General features: G+C 32.4%; 17 protein-coding genes. All 17 read right to left on the bottom strand.

The window, feature by feature from the left end; genetic code table 11:
* Nucleotides 1–10: 10 nt before the first annotated feature.
* Nucleotides 11–2,395, bottom strand: coding sequence for a GumC family protein (locus tag BAZ10_RS16605; RefSeq protein WP_078772979.1), 2,385 nt, complete (start codon nucleotides 2,393–2,395; stop codon nucleotides 11–13).
* Between the two features lie 11 nt (nucleotides 2,396–2,406).
* Nucleotides 2,407–3,204: a polysaccharide biosynthesis/export family protein gene (locus BAZ10_RS16600; RefSeq protein ID WP_078773055.1), complete on the bottom strand. Its 798-nt coding sequence runs from the start codon at nucleotides 3,202–3,204 to the stop codon at nucleotides 2,407–2,409.
* A gap of 43 nt (nucleotides 3,205–3,247) precedes the next feature.
* A complete protein-coding gene (locus BAZ10_RS16595; RefSeq protein ID WP_078772978.1) occupies nucleotides 3,248–5,182 on the bottom strand; it encodes a polysaccharide biosynthesis protein in 1,935 nt (644 codons plus the stop codon).
* Between the two features lie 190 nt (nucleotides 5,183–5,372).
* A complete protein-coding gene (locus BAZ10_RS16590) occupies nucleotides 5,373–5,840 on the bottom strand; it encodes a regulatory protein RecX (RefSeq protein WP_078772977.1) in 468 nt (155 codons plus the stop codon).
* Between the two features lie 85 nt (nucleotides 5,841–5,925).
* Nucleotides 5,926–7,194, bottom strand: coding sequence for a serine hydroxymethyltransferase (glyA, locus tag BAZ10_RS16585; RefSeq protein WP_034845563.1), 1,269 nt, complete (start codon nucleotides 7,192–7,194; stop codon nucleotides 5,926–5,928).
* 53 nt (nucleotides 7,195–7,247) lie between these two features.
* Nucleotides 7,248–8,135, bottom strand: a complete 888-nt coding sequence (locus BAZ10_RS16580) for a DUF72 domain-containing protein (protein WP_078772976.1) — start codon at nucleotides 8,133–8,135, stop codon at nucleotides 7,248–7,250.
* A 138-nt stretch (nucleotides 8,136–8,273) separates the two neighbouring features.
* On the bottom strand, nucleotides 8,274–10,649 hold the full coding sequence (locus BAZ10_RS16575) for a GumC family protein (RefSeq protein WP_078772975.1): 2,376 nt from the start codon (nucleotides 10,647–10,649) through the stop codon (nucleotides 8,274–8,276).
* 9 nt (nucleotides 10,650–10,658) lie between these two features.
* Nucleotides 10,659–11,456: a polysaccharide biosynthesis/export family protein gene (locus BAZ10_RS16570; protein ID WP_245803852.1), complete on the bottom strand. Its 798-nt coding sequence runs from the start codon at nucleotides 11,454–11,456 to the stop codon at nucleotides 10,659–10,661.
* A gap of 4 nt (nucleotides 11,457–11,460) precedes the next feature.
* On the bottom strand, nucleotides 11,461–12,390 hold the full coding sequence (locus BAZ10_RS16565) for a hypothetical protein (protein ID WP_078772974.1): 930 nt from the start codon (nucleotides 12,388–12,390) through the stop codon (nucleotides 11,461–11,463).
* 9 nt (nucleotides 12,391–12,399) lie between these two features.
* Nucleotides 12,400–14,022 (bottom strand): ABC transporter ATP-binding protein, encoded by a 1,623-nt coding sequence (locus tag BAZ10_RS16560; protein WP_078772973.1) that lies wholly within the window; start codon nucleotides 14,020–14,022, stop codon nucleotides 12,400–12,402.
* Nucleotides 14,023–14,028: 6 nt separating this feature from the next.
* Nucleotides 14,029–15,123, bottom strand: a complete 1,095-nt coding sequence (locus tag BAZ10_RS16555) for a nucleotidyltransferase domain-containing protein (RefSeq protein WP_078772972.1) — start codon at nucleotides 15,121–15,123, stop codon at nucleotides 14,029–14,031.
* Nucleotides 15,124–15,125: 2 nt separating this feature from the next.
* On the bottom strand, nucleotides 15,126–15,395 hold the full coding sequence (locus BAZ10_RS16550; RefSeq protein WP_078675079.1) for a PqqD family protein: 270 nt from the start codon (nucleotides 15,393–15,395) through the stop codon (nucleotides 15,126–15,128).
* A 4-nt stretch (nucleotides 15,396–15,399) separates the two neighbouring features.
* Nucleotides 15,400–15,840, bottom strand: coding sequence for a S24 family peptidase (locus tag BAZ10_RS16545; protein ID WP_078772971.1), 441 nt, complete (start codon nucleotides 15,838–15,840; stop codon nucleotides 15,400–15,402).
* A gap of 198 nt (nucleotides 15,841–16,038) precedes the next feature.
* Complete coding sequence (locus BAZ10_RS16540; RefSeq protein ID WP_078772970.1) at nucleotides 16,039–17,151, bottom strand: glycosyltransferase; 1,113 nt, start codon at nucleotides 17,149–17,151, stop codon at nucleotides 16,039–16,041.
* A 52-nt stretch (nucleotides 17,152–17,203) separates the two neighbouring features.
* Nucleotides 17,204–18,265: a glycosyltransferase family 4 protein gene (locus BAZ10_RS16535; protein WP_221407206.1), complete on the bottom strand. Its 1,062-nt coding sequence runs from the start codon at nucleotides 18,263–18,265 to the stop codon at nucleotides 17,204–17,206.
* Nucleotides 18,266–18,382: 117 nt separating this feature from the next.
* Nucleotides 18,383–19,510 carry a glycosyltransferase family 4 protein gene (locus BAZ10_RS16530; RefSeq protein WP_078772969.1) on the bottom strand — a complete coding sequence of 376 codons (1,128 nt, stop codon included), beginning with the start codon at nucleotides 19,508–19,510 and terminating at the stop codon, nucleotides 18,383–18,385.
* The gene (locus tag BAZ10_RS16525; RefSeq protein ID WP_245803851.1) at nucleotides 19,494–20,660 is read right to left on the bottom strand and encodes a hypothetical protein; all 1,167 of its coding nucleotides are present in this window, start codon (nucleotides 20,658–20,660) and stop codon (nucleotides 19,494–19,496) included. Before BAZ10_RS16525 ends, BAZ10_RS16530 begins: the two co-directional genes overlap by 17 nt.
* Nucleotides 20,661–20,728 lie beyond the last annotated feature (68 nt).

The raw sequence follows: 20,728 nt of genomic DNA, 5'->3' as shown, positions 1-20,728 counted from the left end.
TTAATGAAAATTAAAATTTATCTTTTAACTTCTCTAACCAATTTTTTTCTTTCGCACTATAGCCATAGCCATATTTATTTCCATAGCCAAAATAATTTTTGCTAACATCGTTTAATACAAAACCAACATTTTTAATTTTCTTCTGATCAATATTATTATTAGCAAACTCAATAAGTGTTTTTTCAGTATACTTAGAACGAGTAACATAAATCGTTGCATCTGCCAAATCAGCAATAAGGAATGTATCGGTCACTAACATCAAAGGGGCAGTATCTACAATAATATAATCATACTCTAGTCTTAATTCTTCTAACAATATCTCATAACGCCCATTAGCCAAAAGTTCTGTCGGATTTGGAGGAATCATCCCAGAATATATTACATCTAGATATGGATTAAATGTAGATACATGGATAATATCTTGCAATTTTGTTTGATCTGTGTACAAATACTCTGTTAACCCCTTTAATCCCTTTCGAGCAGTATTATAACGTTGTAATTGTGGGTTCCGGATATCAGACCCTATAATAATAACTTTCTTATTCGGTGTTGCCAAAGTTAATGATAAATTAACTGACGTGAATGTCTTCCCTTCTCCTTTTACTGTTGAAGTCACATATACAACTTTTCCTTTATCTTTTTTTGGCAACATAAAATTCATATTAGTAATCAATATTCTAAATGCTTCAGCCATTGGAGATAAGTCATTCATTTGAACAATATCAGAATCACCTTTCTCTATGCTTGGTAACTCCCCCAACACAGGTGCATGGGATAACTTTTCAAGATCATGCTTAGATTTAACTTTATTATTTAATAACTCTGATAAATATATTACTCCAAATGGCAATATAAGACCAATTATTAAACCTCCTAATAAAACAATTATTCTTTTAGGGGACACCGGATCTTCGGAAGCGTATGCCTTATCAATAATTCTAGCTTTATCTGCATTTATAGATTGTGAAATTGCAGTTTCCTCACGTTTTTGTAGTAATAACAAATATAAATTTTCTTTAATTTGTTGCTGGCGTTCTATTCCTCGGAACATTTTCTCAATGGATGGAAGTCTAGAAATCTTACCAGATACTTTATTTTGTTCTACAACATATTCATTCTTTGCAAGCTCTAAACCATTTTTGTTACGTTGTAAACTTTGCATTACTGAAGAACGCATACTATTAATCTGTTTTGTTATATCAATTACTGCGGGGTTTTCGTTAGTAGCTGATTCTAATAAACGATTTCTTTGTAATACAAGCTGGTTATAAGCAGAAATTCCAGCTATAGCCTCTGGATTAGCCAATCCAACATTGGATGGTAAAACCTGATATTGCCCTTGACGAGCAACATAACTAATTAAAGCATTCGTCAATTCTAATTGTCCATCAAGTTCCAATTGTTTAGCTCGGGCAGCAGCAGAGCTTTCTAAACTAATTTTAGCCTCTGTTTCAATATCTGTTAATTGGTTTTTCGATTTAAAATTCTCTTTTTCATTCTCAACTTGACCTAGTTCTCCAGATATTTTTTTAATTCTTTCTTCTATGAAACTCAAAGTCTTACCAGACTCTGAATTTTTATCTTGTATAGCATCATTATTATAAGCTACGACTAAGGCATTTAATATATCTTTTGCTTTTTGTATTTGTGCATAATCAATAGACAATCTAATTACAGTAGTTTCCTTACTTGTAAGGTCGGCTTGAACTATCTTTTGTAAACCGCTAACTCTAGCTTCTAATGAAGTTATTGACAATTCTAAATTATTAACATCATCAATCTTTGGTATACTATTTGAATTATAGTTAATATTTTTAGTAATAATAATATTTGCGTATGGTAAGCCAATAGTTTTACCAAAAGAACTTATTATATCTTTTTTAAATTCAGAAGAAGATATAACGAGCTGATTTCCTTTAATACTAACTTTCAATGGTTTTACAGGAAAGGCCGCATTTATTTTTTCGTTAATAACTCTTATTTCAATTGGAGAAGTTTCTTTATATAATTCAATTTTCTTAAATCCTGATTTAGTATAGATATTGCTTTGTAAATTTAAACGATCAACAACATCTTGCATTAATTTTTTAGACTTAAATATTTCTATTTCATTATCAACGCTATTTGTTTTCATTCCGCCAAATCCAGATAAATCTTGAAGGATGCTCATCTCTGCCCCACCTCCTGATGAAGAACTACTCTTTGTATCCTTTATTAATACTGTAGATTGAATTTGATATATAGGAGGAATAAATTTTAACCCTATAAAAGCAATTATTATTGCAAAAATTGCACATATTACAAACCAAGGCCATTTAAGTAAATATGGCTTTATGATTTCATTAATATTAATTTCTTCGTTTGTATATTGATTATCTTGTGACTGGGCACTCATTATAATACAGATTATTTTTTAAATACTAAGGCTAAAATAGTTACAACAATACTGGCAACGGATATATATATAGGCATATTTGGATCTAAGCGAGAAGTTTTCTCTTTAGTCCTATTAGCCGAAACATAAATTACATCACCTTGCTTTAAATTATAATATGGAGAATCCATAAAATCTGAACGTGTTAAGTCTATACGCACTTTTTCTATTTTACCATCTATCGTTCTAACCAATAAGACATTATCCCTTGTACCATACATTGTTAAGTCTCCGGCCAAAGCCAATGCTTTCATCAAATTTGTTTGTCCATCAGCAACTATATATTCTCCAGGACGAGTAACTTCACCCATCACAGAAACTCTGAAATTATTAAGCTTAACACTAACTGTTGGTTCTTTAATATAACGTACTATTTTAGTATGTAAAGATTGCTTGAATTGATCAATAGTCATTCCTTTCGTTGTCAATTTTCCAATTACTGGAAAATCAATTTCTCCATTCTGATCAATAATATAAGTAGGCCCTGAAGTCGTAGGTATAGTAGGGCTTACATTCCCAGTTAATTGCGGATTTTGCAATATTTGACCTGATGAATAATTTTGATTAAATGGCTTTACAACATCCAAATCTTTTGCCATAATATTTATCACTAATTGATCCCCAGGCTGTAAAGTATTATTTTCCATACGGAGAGCTGTCTCTGTTGCAGCTTTGTCTACATCCTGCAAATAATTAATATCATTACGTGTACGACATGAAACTATTGCTAAAGTTGCTAACAACAGCATTAAAATGCTTCTAATCTTCATATTTTCTTTAAAATCGAATATTTGCAAATATACAATTTCTGGCTTATTGTTTATCCAGAACTTCAAATATCGAATTATTACTTTTAAATTCTGGCACTATTACTTTCAACTGTCTAACTACCTCTAATTTATCTCTTCTCACTGCAGCTTTAGTCACTTGATTTGCTAATAGTTCTATATCATTATATTCCATATTGGGGTCTTTGGAAATCATAATTTTATCATTATGCGTAGGAAGATTTTTAGTATTATCACTCAATAGTTCTTCATATAATTTCTCTCCAGGTCTTAATCCTGTAAATACAATTTTGATATCTGTACCTGGTTCAAAACCAGAAAGCTTAATCATACGTTTTGCAAGATCTAAAATTTTAACAGGTTCTCCCATATCAAAAACAAAAATCTCACCCCCTTGCCCCATTGTACCAGCTTGTAATACGAGTTCACATGCTTCGGGAATAGTCATAAAGTAACGTACAATTTCCGGATGCGTAATAGTTATAGGGCCTCCTTTTTCAATTTGCTTTTTAAAATGAGGAATTACCGAACCATTAGATCCTAATACATTTCCAAAACGGGTTGTGATAAACTTTGTTGTATTTCCTTCTGTATGTTGTAATGCCTGTACAAAAAGCTCAGCAGTTCTCTTAGAAGCTCCCATTACATTTGTGGGATTTACTGCCTTATCAGTAGAAACCATTACAAAGCGATTCACTTTATACTTACTTGATAAACATGCCAAATTCTTAGAACCTAAAACATTCACCAATATAGCTTCATGTGGATTTTCTTCAATAAGAGGTACATGCTTATATGCTGCAGCATGATATACCATAGAAAACTCATACTTCTGAAATAATCTTTCTAATCTGTGTCTGTTCGAAATATCTGCTAAAACAAATCTAAATTGTACATGAGGGAATTTCTCCTTCATTTCCAACTCAATTTCATATAATGGCGTTTCTGCCTGATCCAATACCACAATTAATGAAGGGTTGAATTGTGCAACCTGACGTACAATTTCACTTCCTATAGAACCAGCACCTCCTGTAACCAATACACTTTTATTAAAATGTCTTTTCTTCACCTCTTCATTATCTAATTTTATAGGCTTTCTATTCAGGAGATCTTCAATTTGCAGACTTTTTATGTTTGTCCCCAAGTCATTCTCTCTCATTTTTTGGACAGAAGGCGCCTTAAGGATCAACAATCCTTTTTCTAAAAACAAATTAACCCACATGTTCATTTCATCTCGGGTAAGGTTTTCTTTAATGATAAGAACCCCTTCAACATCCAGCTCTTCTATAGATAATGATTCTAATTTATCTTTAGTATATATTGGTTTCCCCAATATTTTAGCATTCGTAGTATCATAACGTTGTGTTAAAAAACCTTCTACATAATAAGGCAGACTAGGATTATCCAAAATAGCACCAGCCATTGCAATAGATTCTTCCCCAATACCTAACACTAATATTCTTTTTTTAAGAGAACTCCTTTTATACTCTCTCAACATATGAAAAGACTCTTTAACTACAAGTCTAAATAAAAACAGAAAAGCAAAAGATGTTGCAAAATAAAATCCCAAAAGAGGAATGAGAATTAAATGCTTACCAGTAATCGTAAAATAACTATAGTTAATAATAATTACAACTATTGTTGTACAAACACTTGCTGTAAACAACTTAAAAAGGTCCATGAAAGTAGAATGCCTTATAATTCCTGAATATGTTTTAAACATATACATGAACAGAACATTTACTGAAATAACCATCAAAAATTTCTGAAAAACACTTATTGATGAATATGGTTTAACATTTAGAGCTTCAACAATAACAAAGGATAGTGCAAGTGAGAAAATAAGGATGAGGACATCAATAAAGAGAACGATCCATCTTGGCAGATATCGTATATCCGTAAGATTTACCAGATTATTCCCTGAATAAATCCTACGTTGCACATTTTTTATTTTATTCATTAATTTGGTTAGTGTTTGTGTCTGTGTGTTAACGTTAAATTATCAAATATATTTTCTGATATTAAAAATTTTATTTAACAATTTTTACGCCAAAAAAATATTATTCTCAATATAATTTACGTTCTTTTTATAAGTATCTAATACTTTGGTTTATTAGCGTGTAAAGATACATATAATTTGGTGTTTTTGTTTATCCAGTAATATTTTCTATAATTAACTCATACTCATAACCTTTTGTCACCAAAAAGCGAATTAATTTATTTTTTCTCTGAAAATCATTGAGGCCTTTATAAGTAGGTAAGAGTTTTTCGGCAAAGATTTTTATCTGTTTTATATAGTCATCCTCATAAATTTCATCCATACAATTCTGAATTAATTTTTCAGAAATACCTTTCATTTTAAGCTGTAATTTAATTTTTTGTTTTCCCCAATGTTTTACATAGAATTTTCCTCTTATATAACTTCGGGTAAACCGTTCTTCATTAAGATAGTTTTCCTTTATCAGGTATAATAATATTTCATCTTTAGCTTCTGGAATTAATAGAAAATTTCTCATTTTTTCTTCCACTTCTTTATGACACCTATCCTGATAAACACAGTAATTAATCAGTTTTTGTTTAATTTCCTGAAAAGTAAAACTTTTGTGTTCGTTTTGCATTTTTTAAATCTTAATCTCAGTCAAGAAAAATAAAAGAACAGCCGCAAAGCTATTCTTTTATTTTCAGATCATATATTAAGCTTTATTAATAATTAAATAAAGCCTTTCCTTCCATTAATTTATTTACTTTTCCCTTTACAGCATCTAACACTGCATCATTTTTTATGTTATCAACTACTTCTGAAATCAATCCAGCAATAGTTTCCATATCATTTTCTTTTAATCCTCTTGTTGTAATTGCAGCAGTACCTAGACGGATTCCTGAAGTAGTAAATGGTGATTTATCATCAAAAGGAACCATATTTTTGTTACAGGTAATATCAGCTTTTACTAAAGCTTTTTCAGTTTCTTTACCATTCACATTTTTATTACGAAGATCAATTAGCATTAAATGATTATCCGTTCCTCCACTTACAATATCAAAGCCATTATCTATCATAGCTTTTGCAAGAGCCTGCGCATTTGCTTTTACCTGCTTTGCATACACTTCAAATTTATGATCAAGAGCTTCTCCAAAGGCAACTGCTTTACCTGCAATCACATGCTCCAATGGTCCTCCCTGAATTCCTGGAAATACTGCTCCGTCCAGAACCTGACTCATCATTTTGATTTCTCCTTTTGGTGTTTTATGTCCATATGTATTTTCAAAGTCTTTCCCCATCATAATCATACCACCTCTTGGACCTCTTAATGTTTTATGGGTAGTCGTAGTTACCACATGGCAATGCTCAAATGGATTATTCAGTAAACCTTTTGCAACTAAACCTGCGGGGTGAGCAATATCTGCCCAGAGTGTAGCTCCGATTTCATCTGCAATTTCTCTGAATTTCACATAATCTAAATCTCTTGAGTAGGCCGAGAAACCAGCAATCATCATTTTTGGTCTTTCTCTAAGGGCAACATCCCTCATCTGGTTATAGTCTATAAGCCCTGTTTCTTTTTCTACTCCGTAAGAAACAACTTCGTATTGTATCCCAGAAAAATTCACAGAAGAACCATGAGTTAGGTGCCCTCCCATAGATAAATCCATTCCCATTATTTTATCTCCTGGTTTCAGAACTGCTAAATAAATTGCTGCATTAGCCTGAGAACCTGAATGAGGCTGAACATTCACATATTCTACACCAAAAAGTTCTTTTGCTCTGTCAATTGCTAAAGTTTCGACCTCATCTACAACTTCACAACCACCATAATATCTTTTACCAGGATAGCCTTCAGCGTATTTATTAGTCAACACACTTCCCATCGCTTTCATAACATTTTCTGAAACAAAATTTTCAGAAGCAATAAGTTCTAATCCATGGCTTTGTCTCTCTCTTTCTTTTTCTATCAGGTCGAAAATGATATCACTCATAATTTAATTTAGGTATTTCAAGTTTTAATATTTCAAAATTACTGATTATTTTTTTAAAATAAAGTCGGTTGTGAATCTGCCATTTTTGGAATTGCCAACTCTGATCCAATTGCCTTATTCAAGTTTTCAATAAAATGCGCAGACAAAAGTGGTGAAGCCTTTTCTATATTCTGATGAACAAAGAAATACAAATTTCGTAGTCCCTCCTCTTTCCATTTAATTATCCGTTGTATCCATTCATCCAGACGGGTGTAGTCACTATCTGCATTAGCGCCAACATAGCGAACAAAAGCAGTCGGAGTTGTTAACCTCATATGCATCATATCTCTACGTCCTGCCGTGTCAACAATAATATTTGTGATATTATGCTGTTTAAATAACTCGCAGGTTTCATTGAAAACATTTTCGTCTGTGAACCATTCTGTATTTCGTAACTCTATTGCCAAAGGAACCTCAACAGGCCAATCCTTTATAAATTTCTTTAGACGATCAAAATCTTTGGGTTTAAAATTGTCATGTAACTGCAGAAATACCATCCCCAATTTTTCTTCAAAATTCATGATGGCTGAAGCAAACTGCGTAACAACTTCTGTTACATCCTTTAAGCGTCTGAAATGAGATACGGTATTAGTTATTTTTGGAAAAAACTTAAAGGATTCCGGAGTTTTATTTTTCCAAACCGTGACCTGATCCGGAATAGGCATACCATAAAAAGTAGCATTCATTTCTATAGAATTAAACTGAGTAGCATAATAAGTCAGTTCATCTTTTGTCCCTTTAGGATAGAATCCTTTAAGATCTGTTTTATTCCATTTTGCACATCCCACAAAAATATCTTTAAGACCTTCTTTGTTTCTCTCTAATACCAAGGAAGTATTAATATGATCTTGTGGAATTGTAAAATCTATTAAAGAAGGATCCTCTACTTGCCCGAATTTCATTTTTTCAATCTTAAAAATTAAAGTTTAAAGATAAGAATTTATGAGATTCTATTGTTAATAATAAGTTATTATAAAATAAATAAGGAGCAATCTTGTATGATTACTCCTTATTTATACTATTTATAATTAGTTTATTTTCTAAGATCTTTTAAACCAGCTGAAAACAGATTTCCTTTTTTCTTCATCATAACCATAGCCATAACTTCCATAACCATAGCCACCATAACCATAGCCATTTAACTTAATTCCATTTAATACTATTGCCAGATTCGAAAGTTTTTTCTCTTGGTAAATTTTTTCAATTTCCGGAAGTTGTCTACGATCCATCTTTCCTATTCTGATTATGAATAATGTTAAATCAGCAACTCTGTCTATTATACTTGCATCGGCGACAACTCCAGTTGGTACACCATCAATAATAATATAATCATAGCGATTTTTCAATTCATTAATTAGTTCATCCAAACGTTTACTTAATAACAATTCTACCGGATTTGGTGCTATTGCTCCAATAGGTATAACATCAACATTTTCTAAAAATTCACTTTTTTGTAAAATTTCATCAACAGAAATGGACGAGTTCGAAAGATAATGACTAGTTCCTTTCTCGTGTAAAAGACCCACTCGTGAACTTAGTGTTCCCTTTCTTAAATCTAAATCTATAGCAACTACTTTTTTATCAAGGTAAGACAATGTTGCTGCAAGATTCAGTGCACTAAACGTTTTACCAACACCAGCACTAAATGACGTAAATGTTATTACTTTCGGTGGATGTTCGTCTTTTGTCATAAAATTTATATTAGTCCTCAAAATCCTGAACGCTTCAGTCAATGGATCACGTCCCGCTTTGCTTACCAATATATCACCTTTTTCTTGTCTTCGACTTCTGGCTAATGGTATTTCCCCCAGGAACGGAACACTTAATACATTCTCTAAGTCCTGACGACCTCTAACTCCTGTATTTAATAAAAGCATTGAAAGTAAAATAACTGTAGGTATAGCCGCTCCTATTATTACACCTGTAAATACCTTTTTCATTCGACTAGGGTATATTGGAGCATCAGATCCGACAGGAGGATCTATTATACGCACGTTGGCTTCTGTCACAGCTTCATTTAATGCATTCTCTTCTCTTTTATTTAATAAGAACATGTACAAATCCTCTTTTACTCTGCGTTGTCTTTCAATAGAAAGCATAGTTCTTTCTTTTCTTGGCATTTGTAACATTTTACCCCGGGCAACTTTCTCTTCCTGTATGGCATTATTTAATTTAATAGTCTGACCTCTAAGTGCATTATCTATGGCTCTGCCTATATTATTACGCATAGCATTTAATGCATCATCCAGATCTAATACTACCGGATTAAAAGAATTACCTCCTTCTGCCAGACGATTCCTTTTTAAAAGTGTTATATTATATTCCGCAATTTGATTTTCTACACCTGCATCAACCAGTCCTGTATTATTAGGTATTAAATTATTCTTTTTTCCTTTATTATTAAGATAAGAGCGCATCATTTCAATCAGTCTCATATTCGTTTCAGTAGTAATCCGGTCCGATTTGTGTTGATTAACTTCCCCAAAATACATTCCCCCGACTGTAGATACATCTACGCCTTGATTAGCTACTTTTATATCTTCAATATTTGATTCAACAGTCCCCAATTCCCCTTCAATAATTGCTAATCTGTCTTTTATAAAATCAGCTGTACTCTGTGCTATTTTATTCTTATCCTGTAAATAAACATCATTATAAACATCAATTAGTGTAGTTAAAACATCAGCAGCTCTCTCTGTTGATTGATCTTCCATAGTCACTTGTATTAATGATGCATCCTCATCCATCTGCTGAATTTTAAGACTCCCTACAAACTGCTCCATCATTGCTTCACGTGGATATTTTGTAACCTGAATATCCGTTGCATAATAATCTTGTATGTAGTATTTGCTTGGTTCTACTAATATTTTACCTATAGGAGTCTCTGTTAGTTGATTCAACCTTATTTTAATCTCTTTTGATTCATCGGTCTTATTCCAACCCTTCATTAAAACATTCCCTGCATCAATAGGTGTTATAATAAAACTATAACTATCCTCACGGGATTTCCCCTCTACTTTTACCTGAACAGGTGATTTTTTATACAACTCTCTATCTCTTAATCCGGAACGGATTTTATAGCTTATATCAGCTCCAAGTTTATCAATGACCAATCTCATTAATTCTTTTGATTTTAGCTGTATGATCTCATCTTTTACATTAACAACATTTGTAGAAGACCTTGTAATACGGGCAGTTGTAGGTGTATTAGACGGTGTTTTAATCATTACAACTTCAGATCTGTTGTACATAAATGGTATTTTACTATACTGATAATAATAGTATCCACCAAATATCAAAATAGACAATGCGAACCATTTCCAGTTATGCAGAAGATATTTAAAGAGATCTATTATATTAATAGACTGCTCTTTTTTACCTTGTGTTAAATAATTTTTCTGATTTGTCATATCCATAGCTCTCTATTATTTACTAACTCTGATTAGCGTTAACACTGATATAACTGTGCCTAACAACCCCGTTCCTATACCAAAATACCTCCAAAATCTATCCTCTCTAGGAGTAACTTCCGGTGAGCGGGGTTCAACAAAAATCATATCATTCTGCTTTAGATAATAAGCAGGAGAATTATAAATCTCTTTAGATCGGATATTAGTAACTATTTTATGTCGAACTCCATCTTCTTCACGGATTACTGTGATTCTGTCCGGAGCAGCATTAGTCCCCATGCCTCCAGCTTTTGTGATAGCCTCAATCAGAGTTATTCTACCATCCGGAACATCCAGCACTTTGTTACCTATTGCCCCTGCAAGACTTATTTTAAAATTCAGAATTTCAACTTTTACGATAGGTTCATTAATCAATCTTCCATTAATTAATTTATTACGTATCAAATCCCTTACCTCTTCTAAGGTCAAATTTTCCACATGAAGAGCTCCTAAAACAGGAAATGCAATATTTCCCTCTCTGTCAATTAAATACCCTTGAGCATTTGATGAAAGATCAACTCCTGTAGAAACACTACCATCAGTCCCTATTTTATAAGTACCTGCTACTGTATTAAACGGAGCTGCTAACTCAAGAGATTTAGCACTTACCTGAATACTTAAACGATCATTTTTCTGTAATTTAAGTGCAGGAGCATCTGCAATCGGATATTCTACATCTGGTACCATATCCTCAGCATAGATTACTTTTTTAGATACACAGGAGTTTAACAAAATAATGCTAAACAATGCTAATCCTAAGATAAATTTATTCATCACGTTATAATTTATTATTTTTTATTAGTTCTTGACTACATAAATATGCAGCATTTTGATCAGGTAAACAAGACAATTGCCCTACATTTACATTCGTTATGATTTTTTCTAAACTATTAAGCATCTGATCAAACAAATTTCTGTTCCAGCGAATCGCTGTACAGCTTGGCAGAACAGAAAGTAAAGCTTCTTTTCCCGATACTTTTTTCCATTGATTTTCCGGAGCCTGACGAAGACGTACCAATCCTTCTAATAGAACACCTATATTTTTATAACATGGGGTCTTTCCACTCCACGGTGTTCCGTAAATCATAATGGTATTATTGTCCATAATACGCACAGCTGGATTATCATCATTCAACAGCTTTGTATCCGGTATATATTTCAACCACAATCTACTATGTGTACTTTTTCCTGTCCCACTCTTTCCTAAAAAAGCATAGCCTTTTCCATCCTTTTCTATTACAGACGCATGGAATAATACAGTATTATATTTTAGCATAGCTTGCCCAAAAGCTACCATTAGCAGCCAACTAAGAATTGAAGTAGTATATAGTTCTTCTTCCAGCATATAGATTTTAGATTCACTAAAATCTTTGGTACTAAACATTTTCCATTCTCTGCTCTTCTGCTCGCTCTGAACAGAAGTTATATAATTTTCGGAAGATTCTTCAAAACGGAATCTATCCCCCCACACAATCGAAACATCACTCAACAATTTAGTTTCCCCTATACTCTTCGGAGCAGAATCTAATTCCAGTTGAATTCTGATTTTTGCAGTTTCAAATGGCGCCTGAGTAATAAAATCAACAAATGACGGTAAACAATGATCTATTTGAATCTGCACAGGCAGAAGTACTTCCATAATATGATCTGCTATCCGGAAATAAACAGATTTTAAATCATTGTGATATTTCATTTTATCATTCTGCATTTTTTATCATTATATATAAATAGTCTGTTCGCATTTTCCTGCCAACTTCATATCATGTGTTACAAATACTAATATTTTATTCTTTCCGGCCTCTAATAAACGTTGTATTAGTTTTTCTCCGGTATCAGGATCTAGCGCAGAAGTTACCTCATCAAAAAGCCAAATATTACATTCACGCATTAATGCTCTTGCTACAGCAATCCGTTGCGCCTGGCCTTCAGAAAGTCCATAACCTGATTCTCCCACTATAGTATCTAGTCCATCTGGTAAATCGTATACAAACTCTGCACAAGCCAGATACAGCACTTCTCTAAGTTTACTATCCGAAACTTCTTGCTCTCCTAACTGTAAATTTTCTTTTATACTTCCGCTAAACAATTTGTCCCCCTGTGGCACATATGCGATATTGATACGATACTTATTGGATAAAACTAAATGTTCTGTAGAGGTGTTAATATATATTTCTCCTTTATCTGGTTTTATTAAGGCTAACAATAATCTTATGAGTGTTGTTTTGCCTTTTCCACTAGATCCGATTATGGCAACAGGCTGCCCTGTAATAAATTTGGCACTCAAATCTTTAATCACTAGTTTATCATCATAACGAAAATTCAACTGATTAATTTCTATATTTTGAGGTTCAGTAATATATTCTTGTTCGATCTCTTGCTCTACTTCTACCTGTTCTAACTCCTGTACACGGTCTACAGCTGTTCTGAAACGAATAAACAAGGGCACAAATCCCATCATCAGTAATATTGGAGCCTGAATTCGTCCTACCAGTTGTAAAAATGCAGTCATCGTACCAAAAGAAATCTCGTTTGCATGCAGACGGTACACTCCCCAGCCAAAAGTCAACAAAAATCCTGCATTTATAGTCAGTTTCATTATTCCCTGAGAAACCGTAGAAAAATTAAGTAATCCTAGTTTTAATTTAAATATATCATTCTGACTATTTTCTACTTTTTGCCAGCGTGCATATTGTACTCCTAATGCTCTTATAGACATCCTGAATCTCAGGTTTTCCTGTACTACATTTCCAAACTTACTTTCTGCTGTCTTTAAATCTTTATTTAGTTTTCTTAATTTCTTAAAATATATTTTAGAGAAAAGAAATAACGGAGATATTGCAACAATTAAAATCGCCAACATAGGATCCATCAACCATAAAAAACCAAAAGATGCCAAAAGCCTTATGGTAGTCAGTACAAATGATATAGAAGAAAAACCTACCATCTGCACAATCTCCTGGCAATCATTGTTTATTCTTACCTGTATATCTCCTGTATGCCAATGCTTACCAACTTTCCAAGTGGATAGCATTTGAGATTTAACCAGTGAATTTTGTAGAGAAATCATCATTTTCATTCTCGTTTTTTCATTTAGCCATCCGGAGTAACTTCTCATGAAAAGAGCTATAAGTACACTACAGACAGATAATATTAAAGCTTTTTGTAAGTCCGATGTACTGCTACTCACTGCAAAATCCACAGCCTTTTTAGACCAGAATACAAACAATAAAGAAAATGCAATGGCTGCTAATTCTAGTATAAAATACAGCAATAATTCTCCGCGACTATTCTTAGTGAGAAGCCATGCCCATTTTAATTGATATGATAAATTTGTATTCAATAAATTCTATTTTTTTACTAAGCCTGAATAAAAATGGACTAAGGGAAAGCTTAATGCTTCCATCGGTGCATAAGGAACATATTTTATAAAACTACTCCATAGCCTTCTTTTGGTCCCTTCTCTCTTCCCTGAGCTTTCTTTCTGATACCTTTCGTCATGAAATCCAAAATTTCCGGATTTCCATATCTCTTCCATCATCCAGTCTGCAGATTTATTTATTTCTGTCGGAAAAGGTAAATATTCTTCGGACAAACCTGTATACTTTACCAGAACGACATGTAACAAATTAATCCATTTTATTATTTTCAGTTTTGTATATACTGCTTTCAAAGTATTTCCATCAACCTGACCATAATATGTTTTATATAATCTTGCAGCATCACATAATTGCCTAATTCCTATTCCAAATGACAAAAGGTGCTTCAGAATATGTGCATTTACCTGCAGCATTTGTAATAAGGGAGAAGGGAGTATCACCTCTTCTTTTTCTATACTGGTTCTGATACTAAAATGAGCTTCCTTCTTTTGCAGATTTTGTAGGTATCCTGATAAAAAAGGATTATGGATATCAAATAACTTCTGGTGATGATCTATTTCACAATCTCTCCAGAAATAAAAACTACTATATCCTGCTGTAGCTTCTGTTACAATACCATATTTTGCAAGCAGCTTATCTGCTTTATAAAACTCATCAGTTGTCTGAAAATACCAATCGATATCTCCACAAACTCTTCTGCCGGGGTTCTCATAACAAATGGCCAACCCTTGGCCTTTTAACAATATTGGTTGTATATTTCCTTTAGAAAAGAAAACCATCTGTTCGGCAAGAATATTGTTCATCCACCGATTTCTTTGTTCAATTTTTTCTACCCGTACTAACCATTTAATATGGAGTTCACGGGGAGGGAGCAGATCTGAACTTAACATTTGTATCCCGTCGAATACAATACCTTCTACTGTTTGTTGAACAGATATACGGAATAAAGCATCCCATTCGGCTTTAGACATAGGAAAACAATCTATAGCATCTATAGATTTATTCCAGAGCCCTGCACGCAAAAGCGTGAAAAAAGCCTTAGCAACTTTATCCTCTAACATCATTACTAATCAGTTAACAATCCCTGTTTCTCAAAATCATAAACAAGTCTTTGAGCATCTTTCTCAGCTACTGCATATTCAACATTATAATAATTTAGTAACACCTCTGTTACGGTTTCAACATTGAACTCTTTACCCTGAAGTTCTTTCCACAAAAAAGCAGCTGTTTCATTCAATGTATATACCTTAGACATATCTACCATATCCTGTTCCGGATCGATGATAACGTATTCATCACCTAAATGTCGCAACATTAAATCCTCCCTTAATTTCATAATTTTATTTTATTCCAAATATTTTATTATAAACAGCTCTGACTATACGCAATTTATACCAGATCTGCCCTAATAATGTATTAATACTTAATTCCTTTTCTCCCCTGTATGCACTGACAACAACGGCCAATATATCCTTATCAGTGATTATTTCTACCTGTTGTATATTACCATCACCTGCAAGTGTGACGTTTCCTTTTTTAATTTTAACAACCCTATGTAATACATATGCATTATTAAAATATGCCAATACAATTTTCCCGTTAATTAAATCTTTTTCTTCAAACTTCTTTAATACAACCAAATCCCCGTTTTGCAAAAATGGTTCCATACTTTTCCCTGCTACAGGAATTTTCACCTTCTGACCGGCATTTAATCTTTCTTTTACCTGTTCAAAGAAAAGATCATTTGGAATTATTCTTTTACTAAGGATCTTTTTCTCCATACTTACTATATATTAAAAGCTGAATCATTTGTTGATCAAATATACAATTTAATATAAATCGATAAAAGCCATCACTATTCAGCAACTAAAAAACAAAACTTTCCTAAAATTAAAAAAATAATTCAATAATAATTTATATTTATTACATTTAATACAATTATTATATTTTGTAAATATTTATCAATACATAAGTGCTTATTATAATATTTCTCTATAGATATTTAAGCATTTTTCTGTCATTTTTTTTCGGGTAAAATATTCTTCATAACGATTCCTACTTCCTTCTGATAATTCCTTTTTAAGATTTGCATCTGTGCATATACGCTTAATTGCATCCGCAAGTACTATCTCATTTTCAGATTCCACTACAAGACCAGATATTCCGTCTTTATTTACCCAAGCCACTCCTGAACCAGGTATATGCGCAGACACAATAGGTTTTCCACAAGACATAGCTTCAATCTGTACAATAGCAAAGGCTTCGGTCTTCCATATGGAACTCAGACAGAATATATCGCATGCTTCAAAATAATTGGGTATATCATTATCTTCTATAAAACCTAATAAGTCTACTTTATCCTGAACTCCCAACTCCGCAATAAGATTTGTAAGAGATTCCATTAATGGTCCTTTCCCTCCTATTATAATCTGATAATTTTCATCCAGATGCTGAGCAGCTTTAATAAGATATTCATAGCCTTTATATTCTACAAGTCTGCCTAATGAAAATATTATATGCTTGTTTTTATATTTTTGTTTTAATTTCTCTGCTTTTCCTTTATCAGCGACTAAAGGTTCCACACCAATCGGGATATAATTTATTTTATGCTGAACTTTGCCCAAGAAAGGAGATTCTTTAACATATACAGGAGTTGTTCCTACAATAATATTAGCTCTTTTAATTAACCAATCTTGCAACGGCTTATACAGCTTCAATAATGTCTTTTGTTTCAGAATATCACTATGCCAATGAAGTATCATCCTCCCTTTATAACCTGAAAGGAACAATGCTAAGCTAGCCATTGGATCGGGATGGTGAATATGGATGATATCATAATCCTTTGCGATCTTGCGAAGTTTGATAATTAAACTTGGCGCTAACATTGTTGCTGCTAACTTTACTTTTGTAGCTTCTACAATCAATTTAGCATATGGATTGATATTAATTATGCCTGCAGGATAATTCTCTGTAGAAGCACAAAGCATATCACAATATACCTTTTCTTGAGAAATTCCTAACATCAAATCATACATTACCTTTTCCACACCCCCTCTAACAGGGTAAAATTTTCCTAATTGTAATATTTTCATTGATAAATAAATGTTAAACAATGATTTATTATTAAAGTTGTAATAATAAATCTCATCGTAATATCTCAATAACTTTCAATGCACTTTTTTTCCATGAATATAATTGTGACTGTTTTTCTCCTAAATCCACTAATTTTCTTTGAAGCTTTTCATCATTTATAAGAAGTCTAATCACATCACTAATTTGTTCTTCATCTGTCGGGTTAACGTATAGCACTGCTTTATTGTATATTTCATGAAAAACATTAATATCTGATGCTATGACAGGACATTGAGAAACCATTGCTTCCAATGGAGGGATTCCAAATCCCTCATATAACGAAGGATAAACAAAACACAACGCATATTTATAATAATTAATCAATTCTCTATCAGACACTCGTCCCAACCACACAATTCTATCATTTTTATCATGCTCTTCATAGGTATGATTATATATGTTATTTTTTCCACCAACAATAAATAGTCTGATCGAGGGATCGTTTAATTTATTAAATGCCTTAATGAGTTTTTCAAAATTTTTTCTAGGATCTAAAGAAGAAACTGCCAAGATATATTTTTCATGAATATTTTGGAATGGATTATCTTTATTTTTTTGATAAAATACAGATGGAACAGCATTATATACAACTTCAATTTTATCTTTTCTAATATTAAGAAATTTAATAATTTCTGATTTTGAAAATTCACTTACTGTTAGGATTTTATGAGAGGTTTTTGCACATAATGGTGTTAATATTTTATAAAAAATTCTATAAAAAAAAGAATACCAGAGAGGATTATAGAGAAATGCCAAATCATGAATAGTAATAATTTTTTTTAAAATAATTACCGGTCCTAGCCCCGTAAAATTTAACAGTATATAATTATGTTTATTAATAAAAAACAAAGGTAAAATAATCTGTTCCCAAAAATGAGAAGAAGTAAAACCAAAATACCAGATATTAAAGTCCTTAATATCATATTCTTTATTAATTACCTTCGACGGACAAATCAATATAAACTCAATACCTAACTCAACAAAAGCTTTACATAGCTCATATGCAAATCTATTGACTCCAGTTGGAGGTTGCAGCAAAAAGCGACCGTTTATATAAATTTTTCTATTCATCATTTTTATTTTTCACACCTGAATACATTCTATATATTACTTATAAACACATAGAATTAATCAAATATTTCCATATCATTTAAGGTTTTATCTGTATACAAAGTGTTACTTTACTTTTCTCTATTTTAATAATCTTTCAAATAAATTGGTCCAAAGTTTCATTACATGTTCTTCAGAAAAATTATGTGATAATTGTTCAGCCATAGTTCCCATTTTTTTTCTCAGCTCAATATTATTTATTAATGTTAGTAACTTATCACTCATTAACTGGTACTCTCCTTCCGGAATCAGGTAACCATTAATTCCATCCTTAATGATATCTTTTGGCCCGCATTTGCATGCATAAGCTACCATCGGTAATCCACATGCCTGAGCTTCTAACAGAGCCATCGGTAATCCTTCATAACGGGATGTCATAACCAAAATTGAGCTTTCAAAATATTCTCTCTCAATATCTTTCACTGGTGGATGCAATCGAACAACATCTAAAAGATTCAAATCTTTAATCATATCTTGTAATTCGTCTTTTAAAGGACCATTTCCAAAAATATCAAGCTTCCAATCCGGATTGTGATCATATATCGTTTTCCAAATTTTGATTAGTTCATCAAACCCTTTTTGATAATCATAGCGCCCTACTGCTATTATTCTCTTATTCATAAGGCTTGCCCGATCTGATGGAATAAAGCTATTAGCATTAGGAATTACTTCTATGTTAGACAAGTTTCCCCAATAACTTTTATCTTCCTCAGTAAGTACAACGAAACGATCATATTTTCGGGCTAATTTTAAGTCATTAATACTCCTGTATTTATCAATTATCCCCAATATTCCTTTTCTTCCATACTGAATACGTTTGAATCTGGAAAAATGAATTTCCAGTACCTTTTTACTTCCGTCATTCAACTTATATACAAAGGAAGAATCATTGTCGAACATTGAAATAACAATATCAGCTTTTAATTTTCTTAAAAGTTCTTCAAACTTAATCTTATGTAGTTTCTGCTTTTGAGGATAAGTTAACAGTTTAACTAACAAGTTCTTTGATTCATTATCATGATAATTAATATCCAGATCATATTGTTGAATACGATTATCCAACTGAAAATAAGAAGATCGTCCTTTTTGATCCGTGGTTACAATGCTTACATCATACCCTAAAGCGACAAAATAATTTGCTTTATTGGCAAGCACCCTTTCCATTCCCCCGGAATTAAAAGTGCCAAGAATACTATATACTATTCTCATACGAAACCTCTTCTGTGTGAGATATAACAAATTGATCTAAGCAAAAGAACAATGCATAAACAGGAAAAATATCTGTCGCCACTTTAATCCAGATTACAAATGTCATAGCTATAAAGATTAAAAACATCAAACCATACCTTGGGACTTTGGAAAAGAAAAAAAGACCTAAATAAACAAATAAAAAAGCAAACACAGAAAACCCTATTAAACCACAATATAGTATAAAACGACAGTAACCAATGTCTGTACCATAAATAAAGCTATCAAAAAGACCAGATCCAATTAGCCATGTTCTTTGGTCGTTGGGCCAGATCCACATTTCACGATTTAATTTTTCAGTGGAGCTCGTTGACCATTCCCCTTTTTCAACCCAGTTAAAGAAGCCTTCAAAAGCAAAGCGCATATAATTATAGAAAGAAGTATTTGAATTATACAAATAAACTGAAACCACAATAGCAACAAGTAACAACCCTCCAAATAATACCCCCAACCTGACAGAATCATACTTAACCAATAAACGGAATAATCCTGAAGAAATTACAAAATATATGATTCCGCTTGCTACTCCTAAAATGGTAGTTCTCGATATTGCATTTCCCACTACTGCAATAGTAAAAAAAGCAATTAATAACATTGCAATAGCCATGTTATTTTGCCGTATATCTTCATCATTTGCCAAAAGTCCAGCAATCATGACCAATATCAGAGAAAAACGAACTCCTGCAGGATCTAATGCTGCTCCTATACCATACAAACGGTCAACCTCCTGAAAAAACTCCTGTCCCTGCATCACTATGCTGTCTACTAAATGTTGAAATACCGGGATATTATCAATCATCATAGCTAAAATACATTGTGTAAAGGCAACTCCTGCTAAATATAGTGTCACTATTTTGAAGTCTACATAACCATGTACAGCCCGTATAAATGCACATATTGCATATGCCCCGCCCAGCCATACGGAAAAGCTCACAATATAGCTGGCATACGAATAATCATTTGTATAATTAATGTCTGTTGAAATAAAACAAATCAATGAAAATATTATTGCAATACCTATTGCAATTAAGAGTCCTTTATTTATCTTAATATTTTCTTCTTTTATCCACCGGTATACTGCAAAAATAATTCCTATAACAGCAAGTATCATTTTGGTATTAACACTTTCAGGCAGAAATGTAAAGCTTATTGGAAAAAAATAAAAACTAGTTAGGACTC

The sequence above is a fragment of the Elizabethkingia occulta genome, assembly GCF_002023715.1.
GTDB lineage: Bacteria > Bacteroidota > Bacteroidia > Flavobacteriales > Weeksellaceae > Elizabethkingia > Elizabethkingia occulta.
The sequence above is the reverse complement of the archived record's forward strand: the minus strand, read 5'-3'. Positions and strand labels throughout refer to the sequence as shown.

Coding starts and splice junctions, on each gene's coding strand:
- BAZ10_RS16605 (WP_078772979.1), bottom strand. CDS start 2,395: ATGAGTGCCCAGTCACAAGATAATCAATATACAAACGAAGAAATTAAT.
- BAZ10_RS16600 (WP_078773055.1), bottom strand. CDS start 3,204: ATGAAGATTAGAAGCATTTTAATGCTGTTGTTAGCAACTTTAGCAATA.
- BAZ10_RS16595 (WP_078772978.1), bottom strand. CDS start 5,182: ATGAATAAAATAAAAAATGTGCAACGTAGGATTTATTCAGGGAATAAT.
- BAZ10_RS16590 (WP_078772977.1), bottom strand. CDS start 5,840: ATGCAAAACGAACACAAAAGTTTTACTTTTCAGGAAATTAAACAAAAA.
- glyA (WP_034845563.1), bottom strand. CDS start 7,194: ATGAGTGATATCATTTTCGACCTGATAGAAAAAGAAAGAGAGAGACAA.
- BAZ10_RS16580 (WP_078772976.1), bottom strand. CDS start 8,135: ATGAAATTCGGGCAAGTAGAGGATCCTTCTTTAATAGATTTTACAATT.
- BAZ10_RS16575 (WP_078772975.1), bottom strand. CDS start 10,649: ATGGATATGACAAATCAGAAAAATTATTTAACACAAGGTAAAAAAGAG.
- BAZ10_RS16570 (WP_245803852.1), bottom strand. CDS start 11,456: ATGAATAAATTTATCTTAGGATTAGCATTGTTTAGCATTATTTTGTTA.
- BAZ10_RS16565 (WP_078772974.1), bottom strand. CDS start 12,390: ATGCAGAATGATAAAATGAAATATCACAATGATTTAAAATCTGTTTAT.
- BAZ10_RS16555 (WP_078772972.1), bottom strand. CDS start 15,123: ATGATGTTAGAGGATAAAGTTGCTAAGGCTTTTTTCACGCTTTTGCGT.
- BAZ10_RS16550 (WP_078675079.1), bottom strand. CDS start 15,395: ATGAAATTAAGGGAGGATTTAATGTTGCGACATTTAGGTGATGAATAC.
- BAZ10_RS16545 (WP_078772971.1), bottom strand. CDS start 15,840: ATGGAGAAAAAGATCCTTAGTAAAAGAATAATTCCAAATGATCTTTTC.
- BAZ10_RS16540 (WP_078772970.1), bottom strand. CDS start 17,151: ATGAAAATATTACAATTAGGAAAATTTTACCCTGTTAGAGGGGGTGTG.
- BAZ10_RS16535 (WP_221407206.1), bottom strand. CDS start 18,265: ATGATGAATAGAAAAATTTATATAAACGGTCGCTTTTTGCTGCAACCT.
- BAZ10_RS16530 (WP_078772969.1), bottom strand. CDS start 19,510: ATGAGAATAGTATATAGTATTCTTGGCACTTTTAATTCCGGGGGAATG.
- BAZ10_RS16525 (WP_245803851.1), bottom strand. CDS start 20,660: ATGATACTTGCTGTTATAGGAATTATTTTTGCAGTATACCGGTGGATA.